This window comes from Opitutus terrae PB90-1, assembly GCF_000019965.1.
In the GTDB taxonomy this organism is placed as follows: Bacteria; Verrucomicrobiota; Verrucomicrobiia; order Opitutales; family Opitutaceae; genus Opitutus; species Opitutus terrae.
In genome coordinates, this window is sequence record NC_010571.1 from 2,893,778 (window position 1) to 2,916,389 (window position 22,612).

Genomic DNA, 22,612 nt, shown 5'->3' on the forward strand with positions numbered 1-22,612 from the left:
CAGCGCATTTCATCCCGTGAGTCAGTTGAGAAATTACCTCACCACCGGAGGGCTTACGTAGGCTCTTGTGAACGCCCCCGGTTCGGCTTTGCACGGCGGGGGCCAAGGCACCCCTCCGGTCGGTGTTGCCTCCTTGCCCGCCAGCCGTTCGACTCATTGCCATGCTGCCGGTGCTTGCCGCCGTTCTAGTCATTGCCGCAATCATCGGCCTAGTTGTTGGCGTCGTGTATCGATTGGTGTTCGCACGGTTCGTGCGAAGCTGGTTCGGCGAGGAATCCCGACGTGACTATGATGCTCGCCGACGCCGCCGGTCATTCGAGTGGCGCTGCGGTCAATTCTTCACATGGATGTATGTTTCCGGCGCGTGCGGCGTGATTCGCGGAATGCTGCCCGAGGTGTCACCGTTGGCGATAGGGGCGCAGATCGTTGCGCTTGTCATCGCCGGCTTATTTGCGTGGGGCGCAGTCGTTCGCTGGCGTGCACCTTTTACAGACTGACGATTGAATTCGGTGGGCGCAACGGGCCGGCTGCGACGCTCGCGTCCGGCCGCCAGAGTCTCTGAGCAAACCTCGAGTGGCGGCATCCGCCGTCCGCGAACGGCGCCGGCCATTGCAGCGAAAGTAAGCTCGTGCGGCCACGGCGCCAGTGCTTCGCTATGCATCGTCCAGCATGAAGCTTTTCGTTGGAGTCACCAACAACGACTGGTTCCGCTTCCTTTCGGAGCGAAAACCAGACGAGGTGAATTTCTGGCGACCGCGCAGCCAGACCGACTTCAAGGCGCTGCAACCGGGTGACCTCTTTCTTTTCAAGCTCCACTCACCGCTCGATTTCATCGCTGGCGGCGGTGTGTTCGTGCGCCACTCGTTCCTGCCGCTGCCGCTTGCATGGCAGGCGTTCGGCGAGAAAAATGGCATGCCGGACTTCGAGACGTTCGAGCGTCGAATCCTCGAGCACCGGGACCAGGCGGAACTGACACGCCAACTGGGCTGCACAATCCTGGTGCAACCGTTTTTCTGGACCCGCGATCTCTGGATTCCGATCCCGAGTGACTGGAAAAAGAACATTGTGACCGGCAAGGGCTACTCGGTCGGATCGCCTGCGGGCATTGCTCTATGGACCGAAGTGCGTTCGCGTCTGGACGGCAACGCCCTCCCTGAAATCGCCGCGGTGGCTGAGGAGCATGAACGATATGGCGCGACGGCGACCATTCGGCCACGGCTTGGACAGGGAGCGTTTCGCGTCGAGGTCACCGATGCATATTCCCGTCGCTGCGCGATCACCGGAGAGAAGACGCTGCCGGCATTGGAGGCCGGGCACATCCGCCCTTACGCGAAGAGCGGGCCGCATGAGATTCGGAATGGACTCCTGCTCCGCTCGGACCTGCACAATCTTTTCGATCTCGGTTATCTCACCGTGACGCTCGACTACCGCGTCGAGGTAAGCCGACGCATTCGGGAAGAATTCGAGAACGGCCGGCATTACTACGCGCTACACGGTCAGTCACTCGCTGTCATCCCACGTCACGAAAAATCGCGACCGGCTCCGGAGTTTCTCGAGTGGCATCACGGGATATTCAAAGGCTGACCGCGTGCCTCAAGGCCAAGCCGAGCATCACCCTTTTACCGCACGCCTGATGAGGCCAGAGACAATTCTAATTCGGGTTCGACGGCGGTCGATGTCGCTTGCAGCGCGCGTTACCGCCTCGACGTAGTCATTCACGTGGTCGGACTTCGACGGCTTGGCGTCCTTCTTTTTCGTTCTGTCCACGTCATCGCGAAAACCCGAAAGCGCTTCCAGTAATCTCTTCTTCCTGCTCCCCGTTATCGTCTCTGCTGCAAAGTGAGAGAATGCGAGGAACAACGAGTAGAAGTCGCTTTTTCCGCTCCATCTGCGAAGTTCCTCGTGCGGCAACACATCTTCGATTAATGCTTTTGTGTCTCGAAAGAGCTTAGTGTGCTCTTCCTTCTCAGGAAAGTCCTTTTCGTATTGTTCATAATAATCATCAATCGTGTCCTTCTTGTTCTGCGGACCTGACACTACACCGATGAAAAGTTCGCTGACGAATTCGATGTCCTCCATACGTCGAATCTGCCTAGTCGTGACAATTTTATTCTCAGACCACCATTCGTCGTCTGCGATATTCTCCATCAGCTTGATGAATTTCCCTTTGAAATGGGCGTGACGGAGTTCTTGGTCGTTTAATGTAACAGCGTGCTTATTAAGCCGTCGAAAGAGATCGCGGATTTCCGCATCGTTAGCGGAGCCGAGTTCACGGACGACGATTTTATAGGCCCAATATTTTGTCCTTTGCTCTGGAGTGAGCTGTTTGAACGTCTTGCCCAAAAATTTTGGGCTCACGTCATCTCCCTGAAGCGGAAAATCGCCCGCGGCAAAGCCCAAAATTGTTCGAATCCGCTGTTGCCCATCGACCACCTCGAATTTCGAACCACCGTCTTCATCAACAATATTTCGAATGTAGATTTCAGGGAACGGCAGCTCGTGCAGAATCGTGTCGACTAAGTAGGATGCTTCATCCTCGAGCCACACGTGGTTCCGCTGAAAATCGGGGGAAAGGTTGAGCTTGTCGGCTGCGTGCTGATCTTTGAACCACGCGATGTTGTGCTGGGTTGCGTCGGGTTGCATTGGGTTAGAGCGTTGCGAGAGAGGTGATCTGATACCAGCGGTAGTCTTCGAATGTCCGGTAGAACCGCATGTTGGTAGTGAATCCTGTCGTGGCAACATGCGTTCCTGATGCGCGACGCACGGCGAGGACCCGTTCAAAGCCAATCGAACTGGAGGGGACGTGGTAATCAGAAATGAAACCTTTGAAAAGATTGCCCGCCATGTGGCGGCGCTCGTCCGTGGTCAACGTCAGAGTCAATTTGCGGTGTGCATCTAGGACGGCGTCCCAAGCCTCGCGGAACAGGCCCTCGCTTACAACGACCACATCTAGGTCCGACACATACCCCGTTTTTCGTGATTCCGATGAGAAAGGCCTCCACGCCTTCGCCGGATCGAGGCTAAATCCAAACAACACGCTTCCGCACAGGTGAACCTTGGCGTCTGGCTGTTTCACCGCAGCCGCGATTCTCGCCTGCCATTCCGAAAATTGCACCGGGCCGTCGAAGAGGCAGGGGACGGTCGACGTAAACAGGGAGTCGAATGTTTTCGCCGGACCATCGGTTTGCAGCAATCGCTTCAACTGAAAGGGCTTCAGTTTCGCCATCGAAGGTAACCCAGCCGACTCGTAAAAAGACGCAAGCTCATGTCGCTGCCTCTGAGACAATGGCCCGCACGGCAGCGCGGAGTTCTGGAGCCAGTTTCGCCCACATGTCCACGATTTCCCGCAGACTGTCTAGCCCCTGTGCGCGCAGGTGTGCGTCAGCGGTTTTGGCGCTCGCCGAAGAAATTGCCCCGGCGCACGCCTCCAGAAAACGGACGATTGGTTCGATCCCAGCCCGGGCAGCCATTCGACTCCGGTCTCGCGTGGCTCGAGCTTCGCTCATGGCAGGCCACTCGAAGCGAGACCGGAGTCGAATGACCTGAGCAAGCGCAGCGCGTCGAAGGGCGTTCCGAATGCGCTGGTGACCGAGAGCCGTTGGCCTTGTACGTGGCAGGGCGTGTCTCCTGAGACGTTGGCGCTGGCGGAGTACAATCACGGCAGTGGCGGCCTGGTCGCGGCCACCAAAACCTTCGCCGGCCAGGGCTCGCCACCTTAGGTGCGGTCGTTCAACGTGGACATCGTCGTCACCGTGCCGAGTTTGGAAAACGGCCCGCTTCCGAAAAACCAGTGATCAACGCCGAACCCGCACGCCCCGCTCCAGCGCCCGCGGCGCCTCGCGCGCCGGAGGCCCACCGGCCGGATGCGCGCCGATTGCGTCATCTCGCGTTCGCGATGACCGGACTCTTGGCGATCGTCTTCGCCGGGCTCGTGCGCGTGCAGCTCGTGCATTCAGCGAGCTACGTCGCCCGGGGGCAGCGCCAACATCACCGACAACTCGTGGTCCCCGCTTCCAGGGGGAATATCTATGACCGCGAGCGTCGGTTGCTGGCCACGACCCGCACGCCCAGCACCGTCGCGTTCGACCTGGGGCAGTTGCGCAACGAGGCGGTCGTGGAGGGGGAAACCGTTTCTTTCGGCGACCGTTCGTTGCGACGAGTCAGTCCTTCGGCCAAGGACCGCTTGGCCACGGCGCAACGCCATGTCGACCGGCTCAACGCCGTGACAGGACGGGCCGTGCAACTTGACGCGGCTCGGCTGGATTGGGCTTACCGCCGCCGTCCCAATGTCCCTTTCGTGCTGATCGAGGACGTGACGGTGCAGGAGGCGACGCGGGTGGCGGCCGCCTTTGCCCGATCGAGCACCGTGCAACTAGCGCGGACGCCGCGCCGCTGGTATCCGTTTGGACGAACCGCCGCACAGGTGCTGGGTGGCGTGCATCGTGAAATCGTGCGCCCGGCCAGCCGGGTCAGCCGCGAAGGGTATCGGACGATGGCCGCGACCGGCACGACGGGAAACTCGGGGATCGAGAAGCTGTTCAATCGCCGGCTCGAGGGCCATCCCGGCGCCGCGGTGGTCCAGCTGGACGTATTCGGCTTTTTGGCCGGCGCGCCCGTGGTCACGGAACAGCCGATACAGGGGGAAGATGTCGTGCTCAGCCTCGATGTCGACCTGCAGCTCGCGGCGGAACGCGGGATGAGTGAGAGCGCCGCCGTGCGCGGTGCTGCCGTCGCGTTGTCGATTCAGACGGGGGAGGTTCTGGCCATGGTGAGCAGGCCCGACTACGATCTGAACGTTGTCTCACCGGTCCTCACGCCCGAGCTGAAGCTGCAAATCGATGCGGAGGAGGGGTGGTTGAATCGAGCCACGCAGGGGCTGTATCCTCCCGGTTCCACGTTCAAGATCTTCACGGCGCTGGCCGGGCTCCGCACCGGTGCGCTCCACGTCGACGATGTGGTGCAGTGCGACGGCTATCTGGAGATGGAAGGCCGCCGGTTTCCGTGTCATCGCACCGGCGGCCACGGCGAGGTGACGCTCGCGACCGCGATGGCTTACAGCTGCAATGTGTTCGCCTACCAGGTCGGCTTGGCCGCCGGCCCCGAGGCGCTGGCGGCGGAGGCACGCCGGTTCCACCTGGCGCAGCCAACGGGAATTGAACTTCCCTTTGAGACGGACCGCATGCTTGTGCCCGATCCGCCATGGAAGCGTCGCGTTCGACATGAGGCGTGGACGTTTGGCGACACCATCAACTACGCGATCGGCCAGGGCTTCCTGCGGTGTTCACCGCTCCAAGCCGCGTGTGCCACTGCTTCGCTGGCGCGACGCGAGAGCCTGACGGTCCCGACTATTCTGTACGACCCTCAACGCAGTCCGACCGGCACGCGTGTCGCCGAGCCGCTCGGGCTGAACGATGGCGACTACGCGGCGCTGATCGAAAGCCTCGAGGCGGTCGTACAGACCGGCATCGGACGCGACGCGCAAATCCCAGGCGTGCGGATCGCCGGCAAAACGGGCACGGCGCAGGTCGTCGGCCAAGAGGGCAAGAGGAACGTGGCGTGGTTCGTCGCCTTTGCTCCCGTCGAACGGCCGCAGATCGCCGTAGCGGTGGCGCTCGAAGGCCCGGATGTGGGCGCGGAATTCGGCGGCGCGCGTCACGCCGCGCCGGTCGTGCGCGAAATGCTGAGGAAGTATTTCGACAAGCACAGGCTCGATTAGCAACGGGCAAGAAGGCGGGCGCCCGATGATGGCCGGCATCGTCGTCGGCCCGTTGCGCACAGGGGCAATGGAGGTGCGCACGGATCGATTCGCGCGGGCGCATCCGGTGAAAACGATTCCGGCCCCGAACACTTCGACCAACACCGCACCGCAGTCACTGCGGTGTCCGGGAAGGTCGATCGCGCGTTGCTCGATCCGGGCACGCAATGCGATACCTCCCTCGCGTTTGACAATCCGCTCCCCGGGAAGATCTTGGTCCACTGCCATGCGTCTCCAATCGCCTACGATCTGGTTCTTCTCCGCGCCTCTGCGCGCGGTGCGCATCGGGGTTGAGTGGGCCTTCCTTGTCGGACGCCGGCCCTTGAGCTGAGGACCTCGGGCGCACCGTTCTCCTCCCGCTCTCGGTTGCCGGGATTTTGACCCACCGATGCGGCACCGGAGCCGTCTGCTCGATGCACCCGAATCCGCGATGTGCGGCTGAATCGGAGTGCGGCGGCCCGCGACGACCGGCAAGGCGATCGGAACGCTCCGCCCTTTTCCGTTCGACCACCACCAAGGATCACCGACGGCAGGCCGCTCGAGGATGACAGGGCCGGATGCTCCGGCCCTGACCGCGAATCACCCCCCGCGCGTTCGGAGGCCTCCGCCTTCGAGCCGGAATCAACGGCAGTTGGGAATGCATCGGTTCTCTCCCGCCGGTGATTTCAAGAACAGGCGCCAGGCTCTGGGCATCTCGAGCCCAGAGCGGGCAGCGCCTCAATCACAGCCCCCAGCCTCAGATCACACGACCCGCCATGAAAAACGAATTCATCGCACCGACGGCGCCGCGGCCGCCGATCACGACCAACCCCTTCGCGTCCCTCGAAAACCGGGACGAGCCGCCGGTGGATACCCCGATCGCCCGAACCGCTCAGGTTTGGTCCATCGTGCTGGCGGGCGGCGAGGGCGAGCGACTGCGCGCTTTGACTGAACGGTGGCTGGGACTTCACCGGCCCAAGCAATACTGCACCTTCACCGGACGCCGCTCCATGCTGCAACACACCCTTGCCCGCGCCGCTCAGCTGTCGAACCCGCGGCAGATATACGTCGTCGCCGCGCGCCATCATGCGCCCGAGGTGTGGGCCCACTTGGAAAAGGATCATTCGCGGCGGACGATTTTCCAGCCGCGAAATTGCGGGACGGCGCCCGGGGTTTTCCTGCCCTTGACGCACATCTATTCCCAGTCGCCCGAGTCGATCGTGGTCCTGTTTCCCTCCGATCATTTCGTGTTTCCGGAGCGGACGTTTCTGGGAACCGTGCGCCGGGCGGTCCAGGCGGCACAACGCCAGCCAGACAAACTGATCCTGATGGGGGCGCGGCCGGACTACCCGGAAACCGAATTCGGGTGGATCGAACCGGGCGCTACCGTCGATGTGGTCGATGGCCAGGCGGTGCGACGGGTGATGGCCTTCCGGGAAAAACCCCGGCTGGCGCTGGCGCAAAGGCTGTTCGACCGAGGGGCACTTTGGAACACCATGGTGATGGCCTTCCGCGCTCAGACGCTCTGGGACCTCGGGTGGCGTTGTCTCCCGGAAATGATGTCGGCGTTCGACGGTCTCAGGTCTCACTTCGGCGCCGAAAGTGAAAAGGAAGTTCTCCAGGAGATCTACGAGACCATGCCCACCGCGGACTTTTCGTCGCATCTGGTGGAAAAGGCGGTGAGTTCGATCCTGGTCATGGAACTTCGCAACGTCGTGTGGAGCGACTGGGGCAACGAGGCGAGAATCGTCGAAACACTCAGGAGGATCGGAAAGCGGCCGTCGTTTGCGGCCACGGATTCGCCCCTCGAATGTTCCACGGACGACACGGTGTCGGCGGTGGAAGAACTCGTGTTATGAAACGCTACCTGATCCGAGACGTTCACACATAGCCGACCAAATGGTGGAGCCCGATGTCCTCATTGGGCTTCAAGCGCTGCGCTCGCACCCCGGCCCGAAGAGGACGTCGGACGCCGCCTTTGGCTCCAGGGATACGGCTTTAGGCAGGGCGGGGTGATTTACGCCGCCAAGCTGATGCACGCCCCGCGTTACTCTCGGAGGGCGCGAACCTGACGACCGGATTGCTTGAGCGTGAGCGCCGTCGCGGGGCCGCCGTCAGCTGGGAATTCGAACACGATGTCGGCTGCGACTCGGCGGGAGAAAAACGTCTCGGGCGAGGCCGCATAGAGGCGATCCGTGGCCTGGCCGGTCGGCGTGAGGAAAAGCGCTTCGTTGCGGCGCTCGAATACGAGCGCGAACTGCGGGCTCACCCGGAAGGTGCCGGTGCAGCGATCGAGTTGCTCCGCGCTCAACGCGACCGTGGCGCGATCCCGATTCGGCGCGGGGCGCTCCGGCACCCCGGCCGCGCGCCGCATCAGGGCTTCCGCAATCTGCGAGCCCGCGGGCGTCGAGCGGTTCGAGAGCACGAGTGTCGCGAGACCGAGTTCGCGATTCACAAAAAGCGCGGCGTGAAAACCGCCCGTCATACCATTGTGCCAGCGGGTGCGGCCATCGCCGGCCAGCATCCATCCGAGCGCCTGCCCGCCCCCCGTGATGCTCGCGGCAAGTGTCTGCTTCGACCAGGCGAGCTCGATCGCTTTCTGCAGCGAAGTCGTTTCCGGATGCAACACGGCGTTCGCGAAACGGATCATGTCCGCGGTCGTGGAGCGGATTCCGCCGGCCGCGGCCAGAGCCTTGAATTCCCATGGCTGGCACGGCGCGCCCGTTGAGGTGAAAGCGGGCGGAAAGCGATCCCGCAGGTCGTCGCGGAGACCGATCACGGTGTCCTTCATTCCCAACGGCTGAGCGATTCGCTTCGCAAGCAATTCCGGGTACGTCATCCCCGCGTTCCGTGCCAGCAGCGTGCCGAGCAGACCGACCGCGAGATTGCTGTAGCTGGCTTTCGTGCCAGGCGGAAAATCGAGCTTCACGCGCCGCAATGTCGCCCACAGCTCAGGCTCGCCATAGGTCGCGTAGGGATCCCGGTAGTCGTCGCTCGGAATTTCCGGGGGGATGCGCGGCAGCCCGGACGTGTGCGTGGCGAGCATGCGCAACGTGATGCGTTCTCCGTCGCCGTCCGGTAACGTCACGTCCGTCGGGAGGAGGCTGGCGAGCGTCGTGTCGAGCGTCACCTCACCTCTCACGACGGCATCGGCCAGCAACAGGCCCGTGAACACTTTGGTGATCGATCCGATTTCGTAGAGCGTTTGGTCGTCGGGCGGCGTGGTGGTGGCGGGACTCAATGACCCGGCATGAGCCGTGACCACCTTGCCCGACTGGATTAGCCCGAGTGAAACGGCCTGCAGGGTTTTGTTCTCCACGAGCGGGGCGACCGATTGCTGGAGGTCTGCTGGGGTGAGCGGGGCCGCAACGGCGGGATGAGCCGTAACCGCGAGAGTCACGGCGGCGAACAAAGTAGGAACAGTTCTCATGCGATGGAGCGGGTGAAGCTGACGACTAGAGGACAGGATTCGATTCGAGATCACGCAACAACGACTCGAGCCGGCGGCACTCCGGCACGAGTCGCCGGCGGTAACGCCACGCCACGATTCCGCCGCCGACGGCGAGCGCCAAACCGAAGACCAAAGCCAACGACCACGCTTCGTTGACGCTCGCCTTGCCGGCGAGGTGGAGCTGCCGGACCGCGACGGCGGTGACGGGCGCCAGCGCGCCGAGGAGAATTGCGATCACGGCGAGACGGCGGCGCTCCGCCCGGTTTCCTTCCCGGGCTGCCAGCAAGGCCTCGCGCAACGAGCGAATCGACGTCTTCGGCGGTACGCCTTCGCGCAGAAGTTTTCGCAGGAAGTGAATGGCCGCACTCCACGGCAGCAGCAGCAGCAGCCAAAGCGCCCCCTGTCCCGCGAACTCGAGCGGGCCTTGCTGCACGAGCTGCGCGAGGGCGAGAGCCGTTGCACCTGTCAGCGCAAGGAAGGTCCAGCCGAGCCACCATCCCTGCAGCCGGCGCCGCTCGCGGAGCCGAGTCACAAAATGTGCGGCCAGGCGTGCGCCGGCGTCGGCCAGCGGTTCGTTGGGCGAGGAACGCCACAGTTCGTCGAGCGCGTTGGTGGTCATGGTTGTTCTCCTGATGTCATGATGTCGGCCAGCCGCTTGCGCAGCCGGGTGAGGCGAGTCCCCACGTTGGATTCGGACAGGCCGTGAATCTCGGCGATCTCGCGGTAACCGAGTCCGTCGAGCGAGAGCAGGATCAGTGATCGGTCGATCGGAGCGAGCGAGCGGATCGAGGCGTAAAGCGATTCGAGCCGGGCCGGAGTGTCCGCGCGGGCGCGACCCGTCTCCGGCTGGATCATCCAATCGATCTGGCCCGCGATGGCGACGCGTCGCCGGTGTTTACGTTCAGAACGATGCCAGAGTAGCGCGGCGTTGTGGGCGACCCGGTAGACGAAGGTCGCGGACGAACTGGCGCCGGCAAACGCCGGTGCGGCGCGCCACAACGCGAGCATGATCTCTTGCATGAGATCGTCGCAATCGCGGCCGGTGGCAAAGGCCCGCACCACACGGTGGAGGATCGCGATGTGCTGGCGCATCCAGTCCGCGAAACGGGTGGCTTGGGTGTCGTGATGCATGAGCGAGTGACATGATGTTAGATACTCGCTCTGCGATTTCCTTACACGACTTTACCCCGTCACGAGTCCTCGCGCGGTCCTCACGGTCCGCGCACCGCAGGCTGGAAAGCCGCGGGCGTCACCCGCGACGCGCGGCTTCGATTTTCGCGATGTCGATCTTGCCCATCTCCATCATCGCGTCAAAGGCGCGTTTGGCCTCGGCGCCGCCGGCGTTGAAGGCGTCGGTCAGCGCGCGCGGCGTGATCTGCCAGGAGAGGCCCCAGCGATCCTTGCACCAACCGCAGGCGCTTTCCTGGCCGCCGTTGCCGACGATGGCGTTCCAATAGCGGTCGGTTTCCTCCTGCGTGTCGGTCGCGACCTGGAAGGAAAACGCCTCGCTATGCGAAAACGCCGGCCCGCCGTTGAGCCCGAGACAGGGAATGCCGAGCACGGTGAATTCGACCGTGAGGACGTCGCCCTCCTTGCCCGACGGGTAGTCGCACGGCGCGTGGTGCACCGCAGTCACCGCGGTGTCCGGGAAGGTCGCCGCGTAAAAATTCGCGGCGTCGAGCGCGTCCTTGTTATACCAAAGGCAGATGGTGTTTTTCGGGACGGATTTCAGCTCTTTCGTCGAGCCCGGGGATGACGCGGTATTTTGCATGGGAGGGAGGTGTGAGTGGAGGGAACAGCCGAGAACACTGTCTTGACGGACGAATGGAACGCGGGCGGACAGGGTGCGCAAAATTACGCCGCGTTTTTCGCAGGATGCCGCCAGGTGCCCCGGCGACGCCTGGCCAATCGGCTGTAGCGGAAGCCGTAAGGCTTTCGGCGAAACGCTCGCGCGTTCCGCACCATCGGGCAGGGCGGACAGGAATGCCGCAACGCGGTCAGGGCGGCGGGAGGCCGAGGCTGGTCTGCAGGATGGAAACGAGATCGGCGGCGTGTCCGTGTCCTCGGGCGTGAACTGACCCGATCTACTGGCTGGGTGGGACTACGATCAGATCGGTTATGTCGATGCCGTCTTGGAGCAGTTGTGCTCGATTGCGCTGCGCCGGTGCGAGGACGCCGTGTGAACTGCTGCCCGGCCAAAACTGCAGTTCGTCGATGCCATCGGTCCTAATTACCTGGGCGTTGCTCTGAAACAGGTCTCCGCCCGTGACGGCGATTGTAGTCGCTGAACCGATGAGCAGGACGACCTCGGCTGACCCGGAACCTTGCAGGTCGGCCACATACACCGGGCCGGTGAAGCTGGTGCCCATCGCCTGTATCCCGACTGTGCCTTGTTCCGCTGAGTATACGACGTTCGCCGTACGTACACCGCCGAACTTTCCGTCCGAACTGGCGATGGCAATTGAGCGGAGATCGACATATCCATCGTAGCTGACGTCGTCTCGGAACAGCGTTGGGTTCGAAGCGGTGATTCGCCCAACGCTGAACGCGCCGACGTTGGTCGTTTCGTCCGCCCCGACCAGAACCAGGGAGGCGTGCCCCTTCACATATTCGACATCCTGGTTGTACTTCACCGGCCGGGCCGGCCCAGTCGGAGTTTCGAGGGTAATCGTCAGGGAGCCGGCGCCCGAGAACTCAACCTGCACGATGTCATCCGTCAGATCGAGATAGGACAAACGCGTTATCTGTCCAGGATCAGCCGTGATCGTTGCCGCCTCGCCTGCCAGCAGCACCTGGTCGTAAACATTGCCGTTCGAATGCGGGATATCGTGGCCTACCTCGGTGGCTGCCCCGACCACTTTTGCAGCCGTATCGACTCCCACGACCGCGGGATTACTTTCGGTGGATGCGACAGAATTCGACAGTACGACCGTGTACACGCCCGCCAGGGCGGGCTGCATATCGGCAAGCGTAAGCGAGGCGGCGACCTGGCCTGGCAGGTCGACCCCGTTTCTCCGCCACTGGAACGAGGGGACTGGCGTGCCGTCCCCCTGCGCACTCAGGGTAACGCTCCCGCCGACTGGGATCGCCGCCCCCTGTGGCTGTCGAGTGAACCTGGGTCGGGCCTGCACGTTGAGTCGTAGATCCCGTGGGGAGGACTGCCCTGCTACGTTGACCGCCCGGAACACCAGCAGCGTCTCGGGCGCACCAGCGAGCGCCGTTCCGGAGATTACGCCGGAATCCGGGTGCCATGCCGCCCAGGAAGGTAGCGTACCCGATACCAGTTCGATCGTCGGTGCGGGGCAGCCGGTCGCCGTCAGTTGAAGGGAAGTTTCCACGCCGGCGACGAATACGGCAGTGGTGGGCGAGGTGAGCGAAGGGCGGCTGGGAGCAGCGAATCTCGCCAGTCCGCGCTGGTCGGTGATCTTGTCGTGAAAACGGCTCCCGGACGCGAGTATCCTGCCATCCTGGAGCAGCGCCATGCTGGTGAACCCAGGATCCTCCAGATCCAGCACTCGAAAACTTGAGTCAAGCGAGCCAGCGCTGGAAAACCGTGCGATTCCGGTCGTGCTCGTATTCCACCCACCAATATTGTAGGCGCGACCTGCGATTATGCTGCCATCGCTCTGAAGACACAGCGCACCGATACCGCCGATGCGCGACGCAGGGATTCGTGCGAAACTGCCGTCCACCTTCCCGTCTGAGCTTAGTCGGACGAGGCCCAAATTGCGCTTCTCGCCGCTCAGATCCATGACGCCATCGGCCCAGATATTCAGATCGATGAGGCCCTCCACATAAATCTTTCGGTCCGATCCCTGGGCGATCGCGCTGACAAAGCTTCCGGAGTCAATCGGCTGCACCAGGCCGGTATCGCCTGACCTCCCGTCGGGAAGAATACATTTCAATCCGTTGAACGAACCCACAAATATCCTGTTGCTCGAATCCAACAGCATTGTGTTCACCGAGCCCGACGTTCCGGGCGTAAATGACGGATCCAAGGCGCCCGTCCCGCTGATGCGCGCGATTGCAGAGCGAAATACGCCGCTAAACTCGGAGAAATTTCCACCCAAGACGATCTGGCCGTCCGGCTGGACAGAGATCCCGTTCACAGGCCCGTTCGGACCCACACCCGTAGAGAACGTCGGATCGATCGAACCACCGGACTGGAGACGTGTGATATAGCTGTGTGGCTCGCCATTAACTCTATTGAAATTGCCGCCTACAAGCAGCCGGCCATCAGGTTGCAGAGCGAGAGCTCTGACAGCGGCCGAATACAAAGGCACATTTACGAGGCTCACGGACGCGCTAAATCCATCAGCGGTTGTGCCGTCGGCGTTTAGCAATGCCAGCCCTTCAGAAGGCGCACCATTGACGAAATTGAACTGGCCACCGATCGCAATCTTCCCATCGGTCCGTGGGACCATGGCATGGACTATCCCGGCGGCCCTCACTTGCGCACTAAACGTGGCATCGTGGCTGCCGTCGGCGTGCAAGCGCTGCAGGCCCGACCGCGGAACGCCGTCGACCATGCCGGACGAGCCCCCGACGAGAACGCGGTTGTCCTTCAGCAGAAGGATCGCTAGAGGCTCCTGAGGAGCGTCGGGTGCTTCCCAACTCGGATCACGGGCTCCTTTGGTCGATAGCCGCACGACTCGCTGCTCGACACCGTCGACAACCCCGAAGGAACCGGCCGCGATGATCCGGCCATCGGGCTGCACGGCCAGCGACGTCACGAAACGATCAGAGCCTCCCCACGGCTCGAACTGTTGGTCCACCGAGCCGTCCAAGGCGAGGCGGATCAGGTTAGTGGAGGAACGCTCCGCTCCGAGCACGACGGTTCCGTCCGGACAAACGTCCATCGCAACCGGATAAAAACCCGCGGGAAGTGAGTTGGCAAAGCCGGGGTCGACGGTGCCATCGGCATTCAGTCGAACGATACCTTTGCAGGGGGTGCCGTTATACGAATCAAATCTTCCGGCCACGAGTATCTTGCCGGAGGAAAGAACACGAATTGCATGCACCGGCGTGTCGGCCGCGTTTCGAGAGAACGCGGCATCGAGGCTGCCGTCTGGAGCAAGTCGGACCATGGATCCGGATCCTGACCATACCTGTTTGCGGCCGACCAGAATCCGCCCGTCGCTCTGTACAGCAACGACTCCATCCATCAACGTTTCGTCGCGGGAGTTGGTCAGTTTTGCTGGCACAAACGAAGTGTCGAGACTCCCGTCCAGGTTTATTCGCGCGATTCCGTTTCGAGCGGCTGTTCCGAACGCGGTAAAGCCGCCAACGACGATCACGTGTCCATCGGGCTGGAGAGCCGTCATCGAAATTTCGCCATTCGGACCAATGCCGGGAGAGAACGTCGGATCAACCGCGCCGTCTTTCATCAGCCGAGCGAGATTATTTCGCGAGACTCCGTTGATCCGAGTGAATGAGCCGGCCACGATGAGTTTCCCGTCGGGTTGGGAGATCACCGATTTGGTGCGACCGGCCGTCGATTCGAGCACAGGTGCGAAAGCAGGATCCAGCGCCAGCGTATCCGGCGCGACTGCGGCTCTGATATTGGACGCGACCAGGCACACCACACAGATGCTGACGAGTGATCTGGGAAGAATGGCGAAAGCCCGGATGTTCATAGATTCGTTGGAGGGGGCCGGCGCGATCCGCGGGTGCGTGGTGGTCGGGCGGTGGGAGTCGTCTGATTCTCTGCCTTCAGGACGGATTCTGTCGTGAGCTTTGAGCATTTCCGAAATGAGCGAGGCGAATCCACGCGGAGCGAAAAACTGCCGCAAAAGCCGGACACGGTCTCACAACAGCCTGCCTCGGAAACCGACACAAGAACTATGCACCTTGATTGCGAAAGCTGAAGCATCGCTGGTGCTCTTGATTAGCATTGTGCCTGTCGCTGTTGGCGTCATGTCCTGCGCAGTCCGCAATGCGTCGGCTGCGTCAGCTCTCGCCTCCAGGCTGGGGCTATCCGAAGACTCGTCGCGGCAGCGCGACTCCCCGGGCGGAATGGTGCTCGGCGCCGGGTAGGAGCGCATTCGGCGCTTGGTTGTGGCAAGCGACAGCCCTGCAAGGGAAGGCGAGTCGTACCGGAGGGTCTCTAGAGGCTATCCGAAAACCCGGTGAGCCCGGATGGAACCCGCGGTAGGGGACCGCTCCGAGCTGTCCTCACCTCGAACGCATCGTCTCGATCGCGGACGCCTCGGAGAGGCGTCCCTACCACTGGGAAGTTTCGGATAGCCTCTAGTGTGCGCGAGGCTCCTTCCGAGATCTGACGGCAGGCGTCTCAATGCACGGTCGGCGACGGTGCTGGGGCGGGATGGGGAAGGCCGAGGCGGGTCTGCAGGATGGAAACGAGATCGGCGGCATCGCGGGGCTGCGGGGACACCCAGCGCGGACCGAAGACGAGCTTCGGCACACCGCCGATGCCGTTCTGCATCGTGTCGCCGTAGATGCGGACGGACGCCTGCAGATAGCGGTCAATCCATGGATCGTTCGAGGCGGCGTCGAATTTCGCGCGGCCGACGAGCTCGATCGCCTTGGTGGTCGCGTCCGTGACGGTTCGCGGGCGCCAGCGGTCGCCGGAGTCGAACGTATACATCCAGTCCTCGAAGGCCGGGAACGCTGTGCGATCGGCCCGCCAAACGGTGAGCGCGATCCGCGCCAGTTCGCAGGAGTCCTTGAACTCGTCGACGTCGCGGGGGACGTAGGGATTGCACCGCGTGTTCAGCGGCGCGGGGCACAGCGCGAATGCGAGTTGACCCTCATACCGGCGAACCGCCTCGCTGAGCATCAAGTGCAGTTGCTGGCAATGCGCGCACTGATAGTCGAAGAGTAGCGTGACGATGTAGCGTGCGTCCGGCGAACCGACGAGCGGCACGGCGTGCGGGTCGAGCGCGGCGGGCTGGTTCTGCGACTCGCCGCCGCGATACATGGACGTGGGCGCGAGTGCGATCTGCGCGGCGACCAGGATCGCGGCGAGCGCGACGCCGATGAGGACCGGGGAAAGACGACGGAGGACGGAAAGCCGGAAGCCGGAGGTGCGGGCGTGCGGCGGTAGCTGGCCTCGTTGAGGCCGGCCGGGGGCGGCGATCCCGGCTACAACGGGAGCGTCGGTGAAATCGTCTTCGGCGGCCCGTAACACGCGCCAGATCACCAGCACGGTCAGCACCAGGCCCGTGAGATGCGTGGCCATGCAGTAGGGGCAGAACGCGCCGACGATCCATTTCTGCACGATCGTGAACCACACGGCGCTCCCCGCAGCGGCGCCTGTCAGGACCTGCAGGGCGTCCCACGCCAGCCGCCGGACCGGCGCGGGGTTGGCGGGGCCGATGGCAAGGCTGCACACCAGCATCGCGAGATACGCGCCGGCTGCGAGGCCGCTCACAGGCAGGATACCGGCGATCATGGACCATCGGCTGTTCAATACGTCGTCGCATGGACTGCCACCACCGCAACCGAGCATCGCGCCGCCAGCGAGCGCGTGCCAGCTCAGGTAGCTGCTCAACGCCAGGCCGAGCGCGCTCAAGGCGGTCAGCGCCCAGCGCCACCAGGGCCAAGCGCGAAGCGAACGAGGGCGAGGGGGAGATTCGTGAGGTGGCAAAGCTGGAACGATTATCGGGTCGCACCGGCGGGAAGCCTATGCGTGCAGGATCCCAGGGATTCAGATTTGAACAGGAGGTCGCGGAGGGCGCAGAGAACAAACGGAGACAGAAGCGTGGCTTGAACTCTGCTTCCTCTGCGAGCTCCTGTGAAAGTTCGGAGGTGATTGGATCTCACAGGCGGGGAATCCTCAGCCTGCAAGATTCGAGGGATTCAGATTTGAACAGGAGGTCGCGGAGGGCGCTGAGAACAAACCGAAACGGAGGCGTGGTTCGAACTCAGCTGGCTCTGCGAGCACCTGTGAGGTCCGCGTTACTTTAAATCTCGATAGTACCGGTTCGGTGCACCGGGCGTGGGGAGATCGCTGCCGATCGGCACGCCGCTGGCGTGCGCGCGAGTGAGCGCGGTGGTGAGCGTGATCCCGGTGCCGGCGACGGCGGCCTCGGCGGCGTGCGCGAACCGCAGCGGGGTCGTCACCGTGATCGTGGCGGGACGGCCCGGCCCGCCGCGGAATCCGACGGGGAAACCGCGGTTAGTTGAGGCGACGATCGCCGTCTCGAAGTTCGCCCCGCGATCGATGGCGATCGTCTGGCCGGTGCTGAACCCGCTGATATCACCGACCACCAGCTCCGTCGCGCCGAACGTGCTTGCGGAACCCATGGCAGTGCCGCCGGACGTACCCACGGTCGAAATGACCGCGGCCTCCTGGTTCGGGCCGACATCGATCGTGATCGTCTGGCCGCGACTGAATTCCCTCACGCTTTCGACCTTGATGTTGGCTGTGCCGGCCGCGGATCCGGACGCGAGCGACGTGGCAGGTTGAATGAGGAAATCGGCGCGATTGCTGTCGGTGTCGACGCCGTCAGGGAAGCGGCCGACGCTGCGGTTGCTCGGATCGTCGGCGCCCGCGGGCACCCACATCGGACGGAACCGCGTGGGCGTCGGCGTGACGCTGCCGCTCTCGGCGGGCCCGCCGCCGGCCTGGTATCCCTCGGCGGCCCACGGATCGACGATCAGCCCGTAGTTGAGGCTGTCGACGACGAGCCCGGCGCCGTCGCGCAGGATCATGGCGCCGGCGAAAACCGTGCGGCCCGGCCGGGTCTGCTCCGCCGCGAAGAGCGCCGGGCCACCGAACCATTGATCGGGCGCTTGCTGGCCCTGGTAACCGGCGGTCGTGACCTGCGCGTCGCGGACGGCGGCGTTGATCGCGTGATCGCGTGCGAGCGGTTGATCGAGCGTGATGCCGGTGCCGAGCGCCTGAACGGGCTCGTTGCTCGCGTGCGCGAACGCGGTCGCCGGCTCGAAGCTGATGCCCGTGCCGCGGACGCTGAAGGGCATGTTGGACGCATGGTCGAACTTCAGCGGAGCGGCGAGGTCGAGCCCCGTGCCGGGATCTTCATCGGCGTTCAAGGGGCCGCGGAAGGTGTTGCGAACCGACGCCGTGCCGACGCGGGTGACCGTGACGGTCTCGATGCCGTGGCCCATGGTGTCGATATCCAGCCGGATCTGGTCGCCGACGGAGATGTTTTCGACGGAGGAAACCTTGATGTTGGTGTCGCCGGCCTTCGCGTCCATCGAGAGCCAGGCCTGCGTGCCGGGTTTGCCGACCGCGGTGACAGTGACGACCTCGTAGCGCTCCACGTTGTTGGCGACGGCGGGGGTCGTGGTGCCGTAGCCGAGCGCGATCTTTTCGCCGACGGCGAAGCCGGACAGGTGCGTGACCGGGACATTGGTGGAGCCGGCCGGAATCGTGATCACCGGACCTTCGGGCAGCGGTTGCCACAACGTGGTGGCGGCGCTGGCCGCGGTGCCGAGTTGCGCGATCTTGCGCGCCTCCCTGCCGGAGCCGGTGTCGATCTCGATCGTGTCGCCCACCTTCATGCCGTCAGTGCTCCGAACGTAGAGCGTGGTGTCGCCCTTGCGCGCAGGAACCGCCAGGCCGGAATTGGCGAGCCCGAGCAGGTAGAACGCCTTCGGGGCGAGCTTGGTGCCGGCGGGAATCTGCACCGACGAGAAGATCGGCTCCTCGGCGGGGTGGTGAGTCAGCGTCCAGTTGGAGACGTCGATGGCATCGTCGCCCGGGTTGTAGAGCTCGATGAACGAGTCCGTCGGGTTGAACGGCGAGCCGGTGCTGATCCGAAATTCGTTCAGCTTAACGGGGCTGACGTTGCGCACCTTCTCGGCTCGCGCGTCGGATTTCGCCGTGCCCGTGGCGGAGTCGGTCCACGCCGCGCGCGCGACGAGATCGCCGTTGAAAGCGGCGCGCGGCGAGGTGACCTTGAACGTCGCGCTTACGCTGGCGCCGGGCCCCACCGGCCCGGCGATCGTCGCCGCGGCGCCTTTGCCGCCCGTGAAGGCGGCGGTCCAGCCCGACGGCACGTCGAGGCTCAGCCGGACATCGGTCGCGGGCGCCGTGCCGGTGTTGGTGAAGGTTACGACGGTCTCCTGCGAGGACCGCGGGGTGAACGTCTGGAGTCCCGGTGGCCGGGGGGTCGCCGATGCGGGCGCGATGGTGAGCGGAGGTAGATTGTAGCCGGCGACGACGACGTTGGCCTGGACGAGTTGGTCGGTCGCGTCGCTCGGGAACGTGCCGGCCGCAGTCATCGCGCCTTCGTAGAACGTGCCCTGAGAGCCGACGCTGTTGTCGCCGCCGTTGCCGAGGAGGATGGCGCCTTGCTTGCGCATCGGGTCGTAGGTGGCGTTGATGCGCGGGCCGTCGAACATGACGGCCAATTCGCCGCGCTGCGCGTCGCCGCCGAGAGAGGTCCAGTGGTGCGGCTCGCCCTTGGCGATCGCGGTAACGAAACGCCAGTCGATGCTGGGCAGTCCGACGCAGAGCTTGGAGCCGTCGGGATTCACGCAACCGACGAGATTGTTCTCCTGGTCGGTCATGATCCACGGGCCGGGCGGATGGCCGTGATACCACACGTTCGCCGTGCCGTAGTAGGTGGTTTCCATCGTGCCGTTGCCGTCGTCGCGGCTGTCGGTCTCGGCGTTGCCGTAGTCGAAGCAGCAGCCGCTGTTGAAATGGTGACCGTCGATCACCCAGTATTGACCCTCGGCCTGGTCGTCGACCGCGGTGCCCTTGGGGTTGTTGTTGCGCAGGCCCATGCCCGGCGCGATGAAGACGCCGTAGACCTTGTGGCCCATGACCGTGACGGGCGCCATGTCGGCGATCGGAAGATTGTTGAATCCGCCCATCGCGGGCCCGCTGAACCCGCCGCGGGGCGCCTGGGTGAGATCGTTGCCCTGACCGGACTGGTCATAGAGTGTGGTGATCCAGCAATAAGTGTTGGCACAAAACGCGTCCTGCGCGGCCGCGTCGGCGTAGCCGCCCGCGTCGTTGGCGGAAGGCTGGACGACGCCGATGTCGAGCGTCTTGCCGTCCGACTGGCGCATCACCTGATAGAGCGGTCCGTTGTAAGAGGCGTAGAGCGCGCGCGTGGAGCTGTGCGCGCCGACGCACGGAGCGCCCGCGGCGGCGTAGACGTCGCACGGACCTTGCGGTCGGGGCGGAGCGCCCTTGGCGCCTCGGGCCGCTTGGGCGGCGAACATCAACGTGGCGACCGGCAGCGCGATCGCGGCGACGAGCAACACAGCAAAACCAGCTTTAGTCTTCATAGGCCTTCCGGGGACAAGAGGAGGGGTTTCCGGCCGGGATTACGCCCATGCTCGACGTTGGGCGCGCGAAAAAGGTGCCAAGAAAAGTAGCCCGGCTTGCCGCCGCTCTGGTCAAACCGTGGAGCGAGGTCGCGCGCGCAGTTTTTCGAAGCACGCTGACAAACGTGGTGCCGGTCGCGCTTCTGCAACGCGACCGCCAGGGCCGCCGAGCAACTCTGGCGGATCGATCCACTCACCGAGCGTGGCCTCGGCGCCGACGCGGGATTGCACCGTGCCAGGTGCTTGGCCCGCCTTCCGTGTTCGTCTCACAAATCCGGCCTGCGAAGCGGACGAGAATTTCGCCACGAGATCGACCGAGTGAAGATTCGAGCGCGTTGTTCTCAACACGCTCTGTAGCGGAAGCCGTAAGGCTTTCGCCCAAATGCTCACGCGTTCCGCTTCGAGTAGGAGTCGTGCAGGCAAGCCGTTCGACCTGCCGAACTACAACTGCAGGTTCTTCACCTCGATCAACCCGTTCAACATGAGGACCACTGACTGCACCATGGGGCAAGGCGGACAGGAATACCGGACGCGATCGCGCACGTGGGCGATCTCCTCGACCGGCAGCTTTTTCAGCTCGTCGTTGATTTCACGCAACAGCGCCTCGTCGCGCATGTCCTGCGGGCCTGCCGCCAACCGGCGCAGGACCGCGCGAACGCGAGGAGTGAGTGAACGACGATTCATGGCGAACAGCTCGGCGGAACCTGCACAACCTGCAGTGAATGGCCAGCCACCTTGTGTCCGGCGGAGCGCTCGTCGCTCGTTGAGATAGAAAACGAGAAACAAGAGAGCCACCATGAGAAAGATCATCGCCATCACCCAAGTCACGCTCGACGGCGTCATGCAGGCGCCCGGCGGTCCCGAGGAGGATCCGAGCCAGGGTTTCACGCACGGCGGCTGGGCCATGCCGTTTATCGATGACACCGCGGGCCAGGTCATTGACGAAATCATCTCCCGCGAATTCGACCTGCTCCTGGGCCGCCGGACTTACGAGATCTTTGCCGGCTACTGGCCGCATCACGACGACAACCGCATCGGAAAGGCGTTCAACCGCGCGACGAAACATGTGGTCACGCGTCGCCTCGACCGACTCGACTGGAAACCCGCGCAGCGGATCGGCGGAGCGGTCGAAGACGAGATCCGCCGGCTGAAGGCGTCGGAAGGGCCCGAGTTCCACGTTTGGGGCAGCGGGGCATTGCTGCAGATGCTGATGAGCGCCGATCTCGTCGGCGAGCATCGGCTCTGGGTGTTTCCGCTGGTGCTGGGCAGTGGAAAGCGGCTATTCGAGGCCGGCGTTCCGCCGCGGAGGATGGCGCTCGTCGAGACTCGCAGCACGCCCAGCGGTGTCCTCCTCAACACCTATCGCCCGGCCGGCCCGGTGAAGACCGGGTCGGTCGCGTTGCCCGCGTCACCCGCAAAAAAATCCGTCCGCTCGGCAAAGACACCACGATGAGACCCCAGCCGTTGACCACGCCGATGATGTAGGTGCGCGGATCCGCCCAAGCCCATTGGCAGAAATCCGGCCGGGCGCGGACCACGGCTCCGTGAGAGCGAACGCGACACGGGCGACGTCAGCCGACGCTGTGACAACGCGCCCGGCAAATCTGCGGATGGCGGGTTTTTCCACGCGGCCCGTAACGCTTCCGCGTCGCCGGCATCCAATGGGGCAGCCATGAACGATCGTCCGCCGCTCCCGCCTTTCACTGAAGCCACCGCGCGCCAGAAGGTGCAAGCGGCCGAAGACGCTTGGAACAGCCGCGATCCCGAGCGAGTCGCGCTCGCCTACACCGAAGGTTCGGAATGGAGAAATCGTTCGGAGTTCATCACGGGCAGGCCGGCGATCGTCGCGTTTCTGCGGCGCAAATGGGCGAAGGAACTCGATTACCGTTTACGCAAGGAACTGTGGGCGTTTACCGACGACCGCATCGCGGTTCGTTTCGAATACGAGTGGCACGACGTATCCAGCCAATGGTGGCTCTCCTACGGGAACGAGAACTGGGAGTTCGATGAGCACGGGCTAATGCGCCGCCGCTATGCGAGCATCAACGACGTTCCGATCACGGAGGCGGAGCGCCGTTTCCGTTGGGAGCGCTGAATTCCGCGCCAGCTGGTGCAAACATCGCGATCGGCCGTTTCTGGTCGACGTCGGCAACCCCGGG

At 63.7% G+C, this 22,612-nt stretch carries 16 protein-coding genes; 6 read left to right on the plus strand and 10 right to left on the minus strand.

Translation table 11 applies throughout. The annotated features are described in order from the left end of the window. Positions 1-161 precede the first annotated feature (161 nt). Complete coding sequence (locus tag OTER_RS25830; protein WP_148218090.1) at positions 162-497, plus strand: hypothetical protein; 336 nt, start codon at positions 162-164, stop codon at positions 495-497. A gap of 172 nt (positions 498-669) precedes the next feature. After that, entirely contained in the window at positions 670-1,584 is a 915-nt protein-coding gene (locus OTER_RS11380; protein ID WP_012375067.1) for an HNH endonuclease, read from the plus strand. Positions 1,585-1,611: 27 nt separating this feature from the next. On the opposite strand, the gene OTER_RS11385 is transcribed toward OTER_RS11380, so the two are convergent. Beyond that, positions 1,612-2,643, minus strand: coding sequence for a DUF262 domain-containing protein (locus tag OTER_RS11385; protein ID WP_012375068.1), 1,032 nt, complete (start codon positions 2,641-2,643; stop codon positions 1,612-1,614). A 4-nt stretch (positions 2,644-2,647) separates the two neighbouring features. After that, entirely contained in the window at positions 2,648-3,226 is a 579-nt protein-coding gene (locus OTER_RS25835) for a hypothetical protein (protein WP_012375069.1), read from the minus strand. Positions 3,227-3,895: 669 nt separating this feature from the next. Here OTER_RS25835 and OTER_RS11395 point away from each other — a divergent pair. Beyond that, positions 3,896-5,716 (plus strand): peptidoglycan D,D-transpeptidase FtsI family protein, encoded by a 1,821-nt coding sequence (locus OTER_RS11395; RefSeq protein WP_012375070.1) that lies wholly within the window; start codon positions 3,896-3,898, stop codon positions 5,714-5,716. A 794-nt stretch (positions 5,717-6,510) separates the two neighbouring features. Further along, complete coding sequence (locus OTER_RS11400; protein ID WP_012375071.1) at positions 6,511-7,593, plus strand: sugar phosphate nucleotidyltransferase; 1,083 nt, start codon at positions 6,511-6,513, stop codon at positions 7,591-7,593. Between the two features lie 188 nt (positions 7,594-7,781). On the opposite strand, the gene OTER_RS24125 is transcribed toward OTER_RS11400, so the two are convergent. The 8 genes from OTER_RS24125 to OTER_RS11440 all read right to left on the minus strand — a co-directional run bounded on the left by OTER_RS24125 (position 7,782) and on the right by OTER_RS11440 (position 21,137). After that, positions 7,782-9,218 carry a serine hydrolase gene (locus OTER_RS24125; RefSeq protein ID WP_148218091.1) on the minus strand — a complete coding sequence of 479 codons (1,437 nt, stop codon included), beginning with the start codon at positions 9,216-9,218 and terminating at the stop codon, positions 7,782-7,784. Continuing rightward, positions 9,190-9,804, minus strand: a complete 615-nt coding sequence (locus OTER_RS11410; protein WP_012375073.1) for a hypothetical protein — start codon at positions 9,802-9,804, stop codon at positions 9,190-9,192. The genes OTER_RS24125 and OTER_RS11410 overlap by 29 nt, the downstream gene beginning before the upstream one ends. Further along, positions 9,801-10,316, minus strand: a complete 516-nt coding sequence (locus OTER_RS11415) for an RNA polymerase sigma factor (RefSeq protein ID WP_012375074.1) — start codon at positions 10,314-10,316, stop codon at positions 9,801-9,803. Before OTER_RS11415 ends, OTER_RS11410 begins: the two co-directional genes overlap by 4 nt. A 118-nt stretch (positions 10,317-10,434) precedes the next feature. Then, on the minus strand, positions 10,435-10,956 hold the full coding sequence (locus OTER_RS11420) for a VOC family protein (protein WP_012375075.1): 522 nt from the start codon (positions 10,954-10,956) through the stop codon (positions 10,435-10,437). Between the two features lie 313 nt (positions 10,957-11,269). Then, positions 11,270-14,821 carry an immunoglobulin domain-containing protein gene (locus tag OTER_RS11425; RefSeq protein ID WP_012375076.1) on the minus strand — a complete coding sequence of 1,184 codons (3,552 nt, stop codon included), beginning with the start codon at positions 14,819-14,821 and terminating at the stop codon, positions 11,270-11,272. 656 nt (positions 14,822-15,477) lie between these two features. Then, the gene (locus OTER_RS11430) at positions 15,478-16,794 is read right to left on the minus strand and encodes a vitamin K epoxide reductase family protein (RefSeq protein WP_012375077.1); all 1,317 of its coding nucleotides are present in this window, start codon (positions 16,792-16,794) and stop codon (positions 15,478-15,480) included. Positions 16,795-17,105: 311 nt separating this feature from the next. Then, positions 17,106-20,414, minus strand: a complete 3,309-nt coding sequence (locus tag OTER_RS11435; protein WP_012375078.1) for an arabinofuranosidase catalytic domain-containing protein — start codon at positions 20,412-20,414, stop codon at positions 17,106-17,108. 480 nt (positions 20,415-20,894) lie between these two features. Further along, positions 20,895-21,137 carry a hypothetical protein gene (locus OTER_RS11440; protein WP_148218092.1) on the minus strand — a complete coding sequence of 81 codons (243 nt, stop codon included), beginning with the start codon at positions 21,135-21,137 and terminating at the stop codon, positions 20,895-20,897. Positions 21,138-21,249: 112 nt separating this feature from the next. On the opposite strand from OTER_RS11440, the gene OTER_RS11445 reads away from it, so the two are divergent. Both OTER_RS11445 and OTER_RS11450 read left to right on the plus strand, forming a co-directional pair. Next, the gene (locus OTER_RS11445; RefSeq protein WP_012375080.1) at positions 21,250-21,906 is read left to right on the plus strand and encodes a dihydrofolate reductase family protein; all 657 of its coding nucleotides are present in this window, start codon (positions 21,250-21,252) and stop codon (positions 21,904-21,906) included. A gap of 219 nt (positions 21,907-22,125) precedes the next feature. Continuing rightward, positions 22,126-22,548, plus strand: coding sequence for a nuclear transport factor 2 family protein (locus tag OTER_RS11450; protein ID WP_012375081.1), 423 nt, complete (start codon positions 22,126-22,128; stop codon positions 22,546-22,548). The last annotated feature ends 64 nt before the right edge of the window (positions 22,549-22,612 follow it).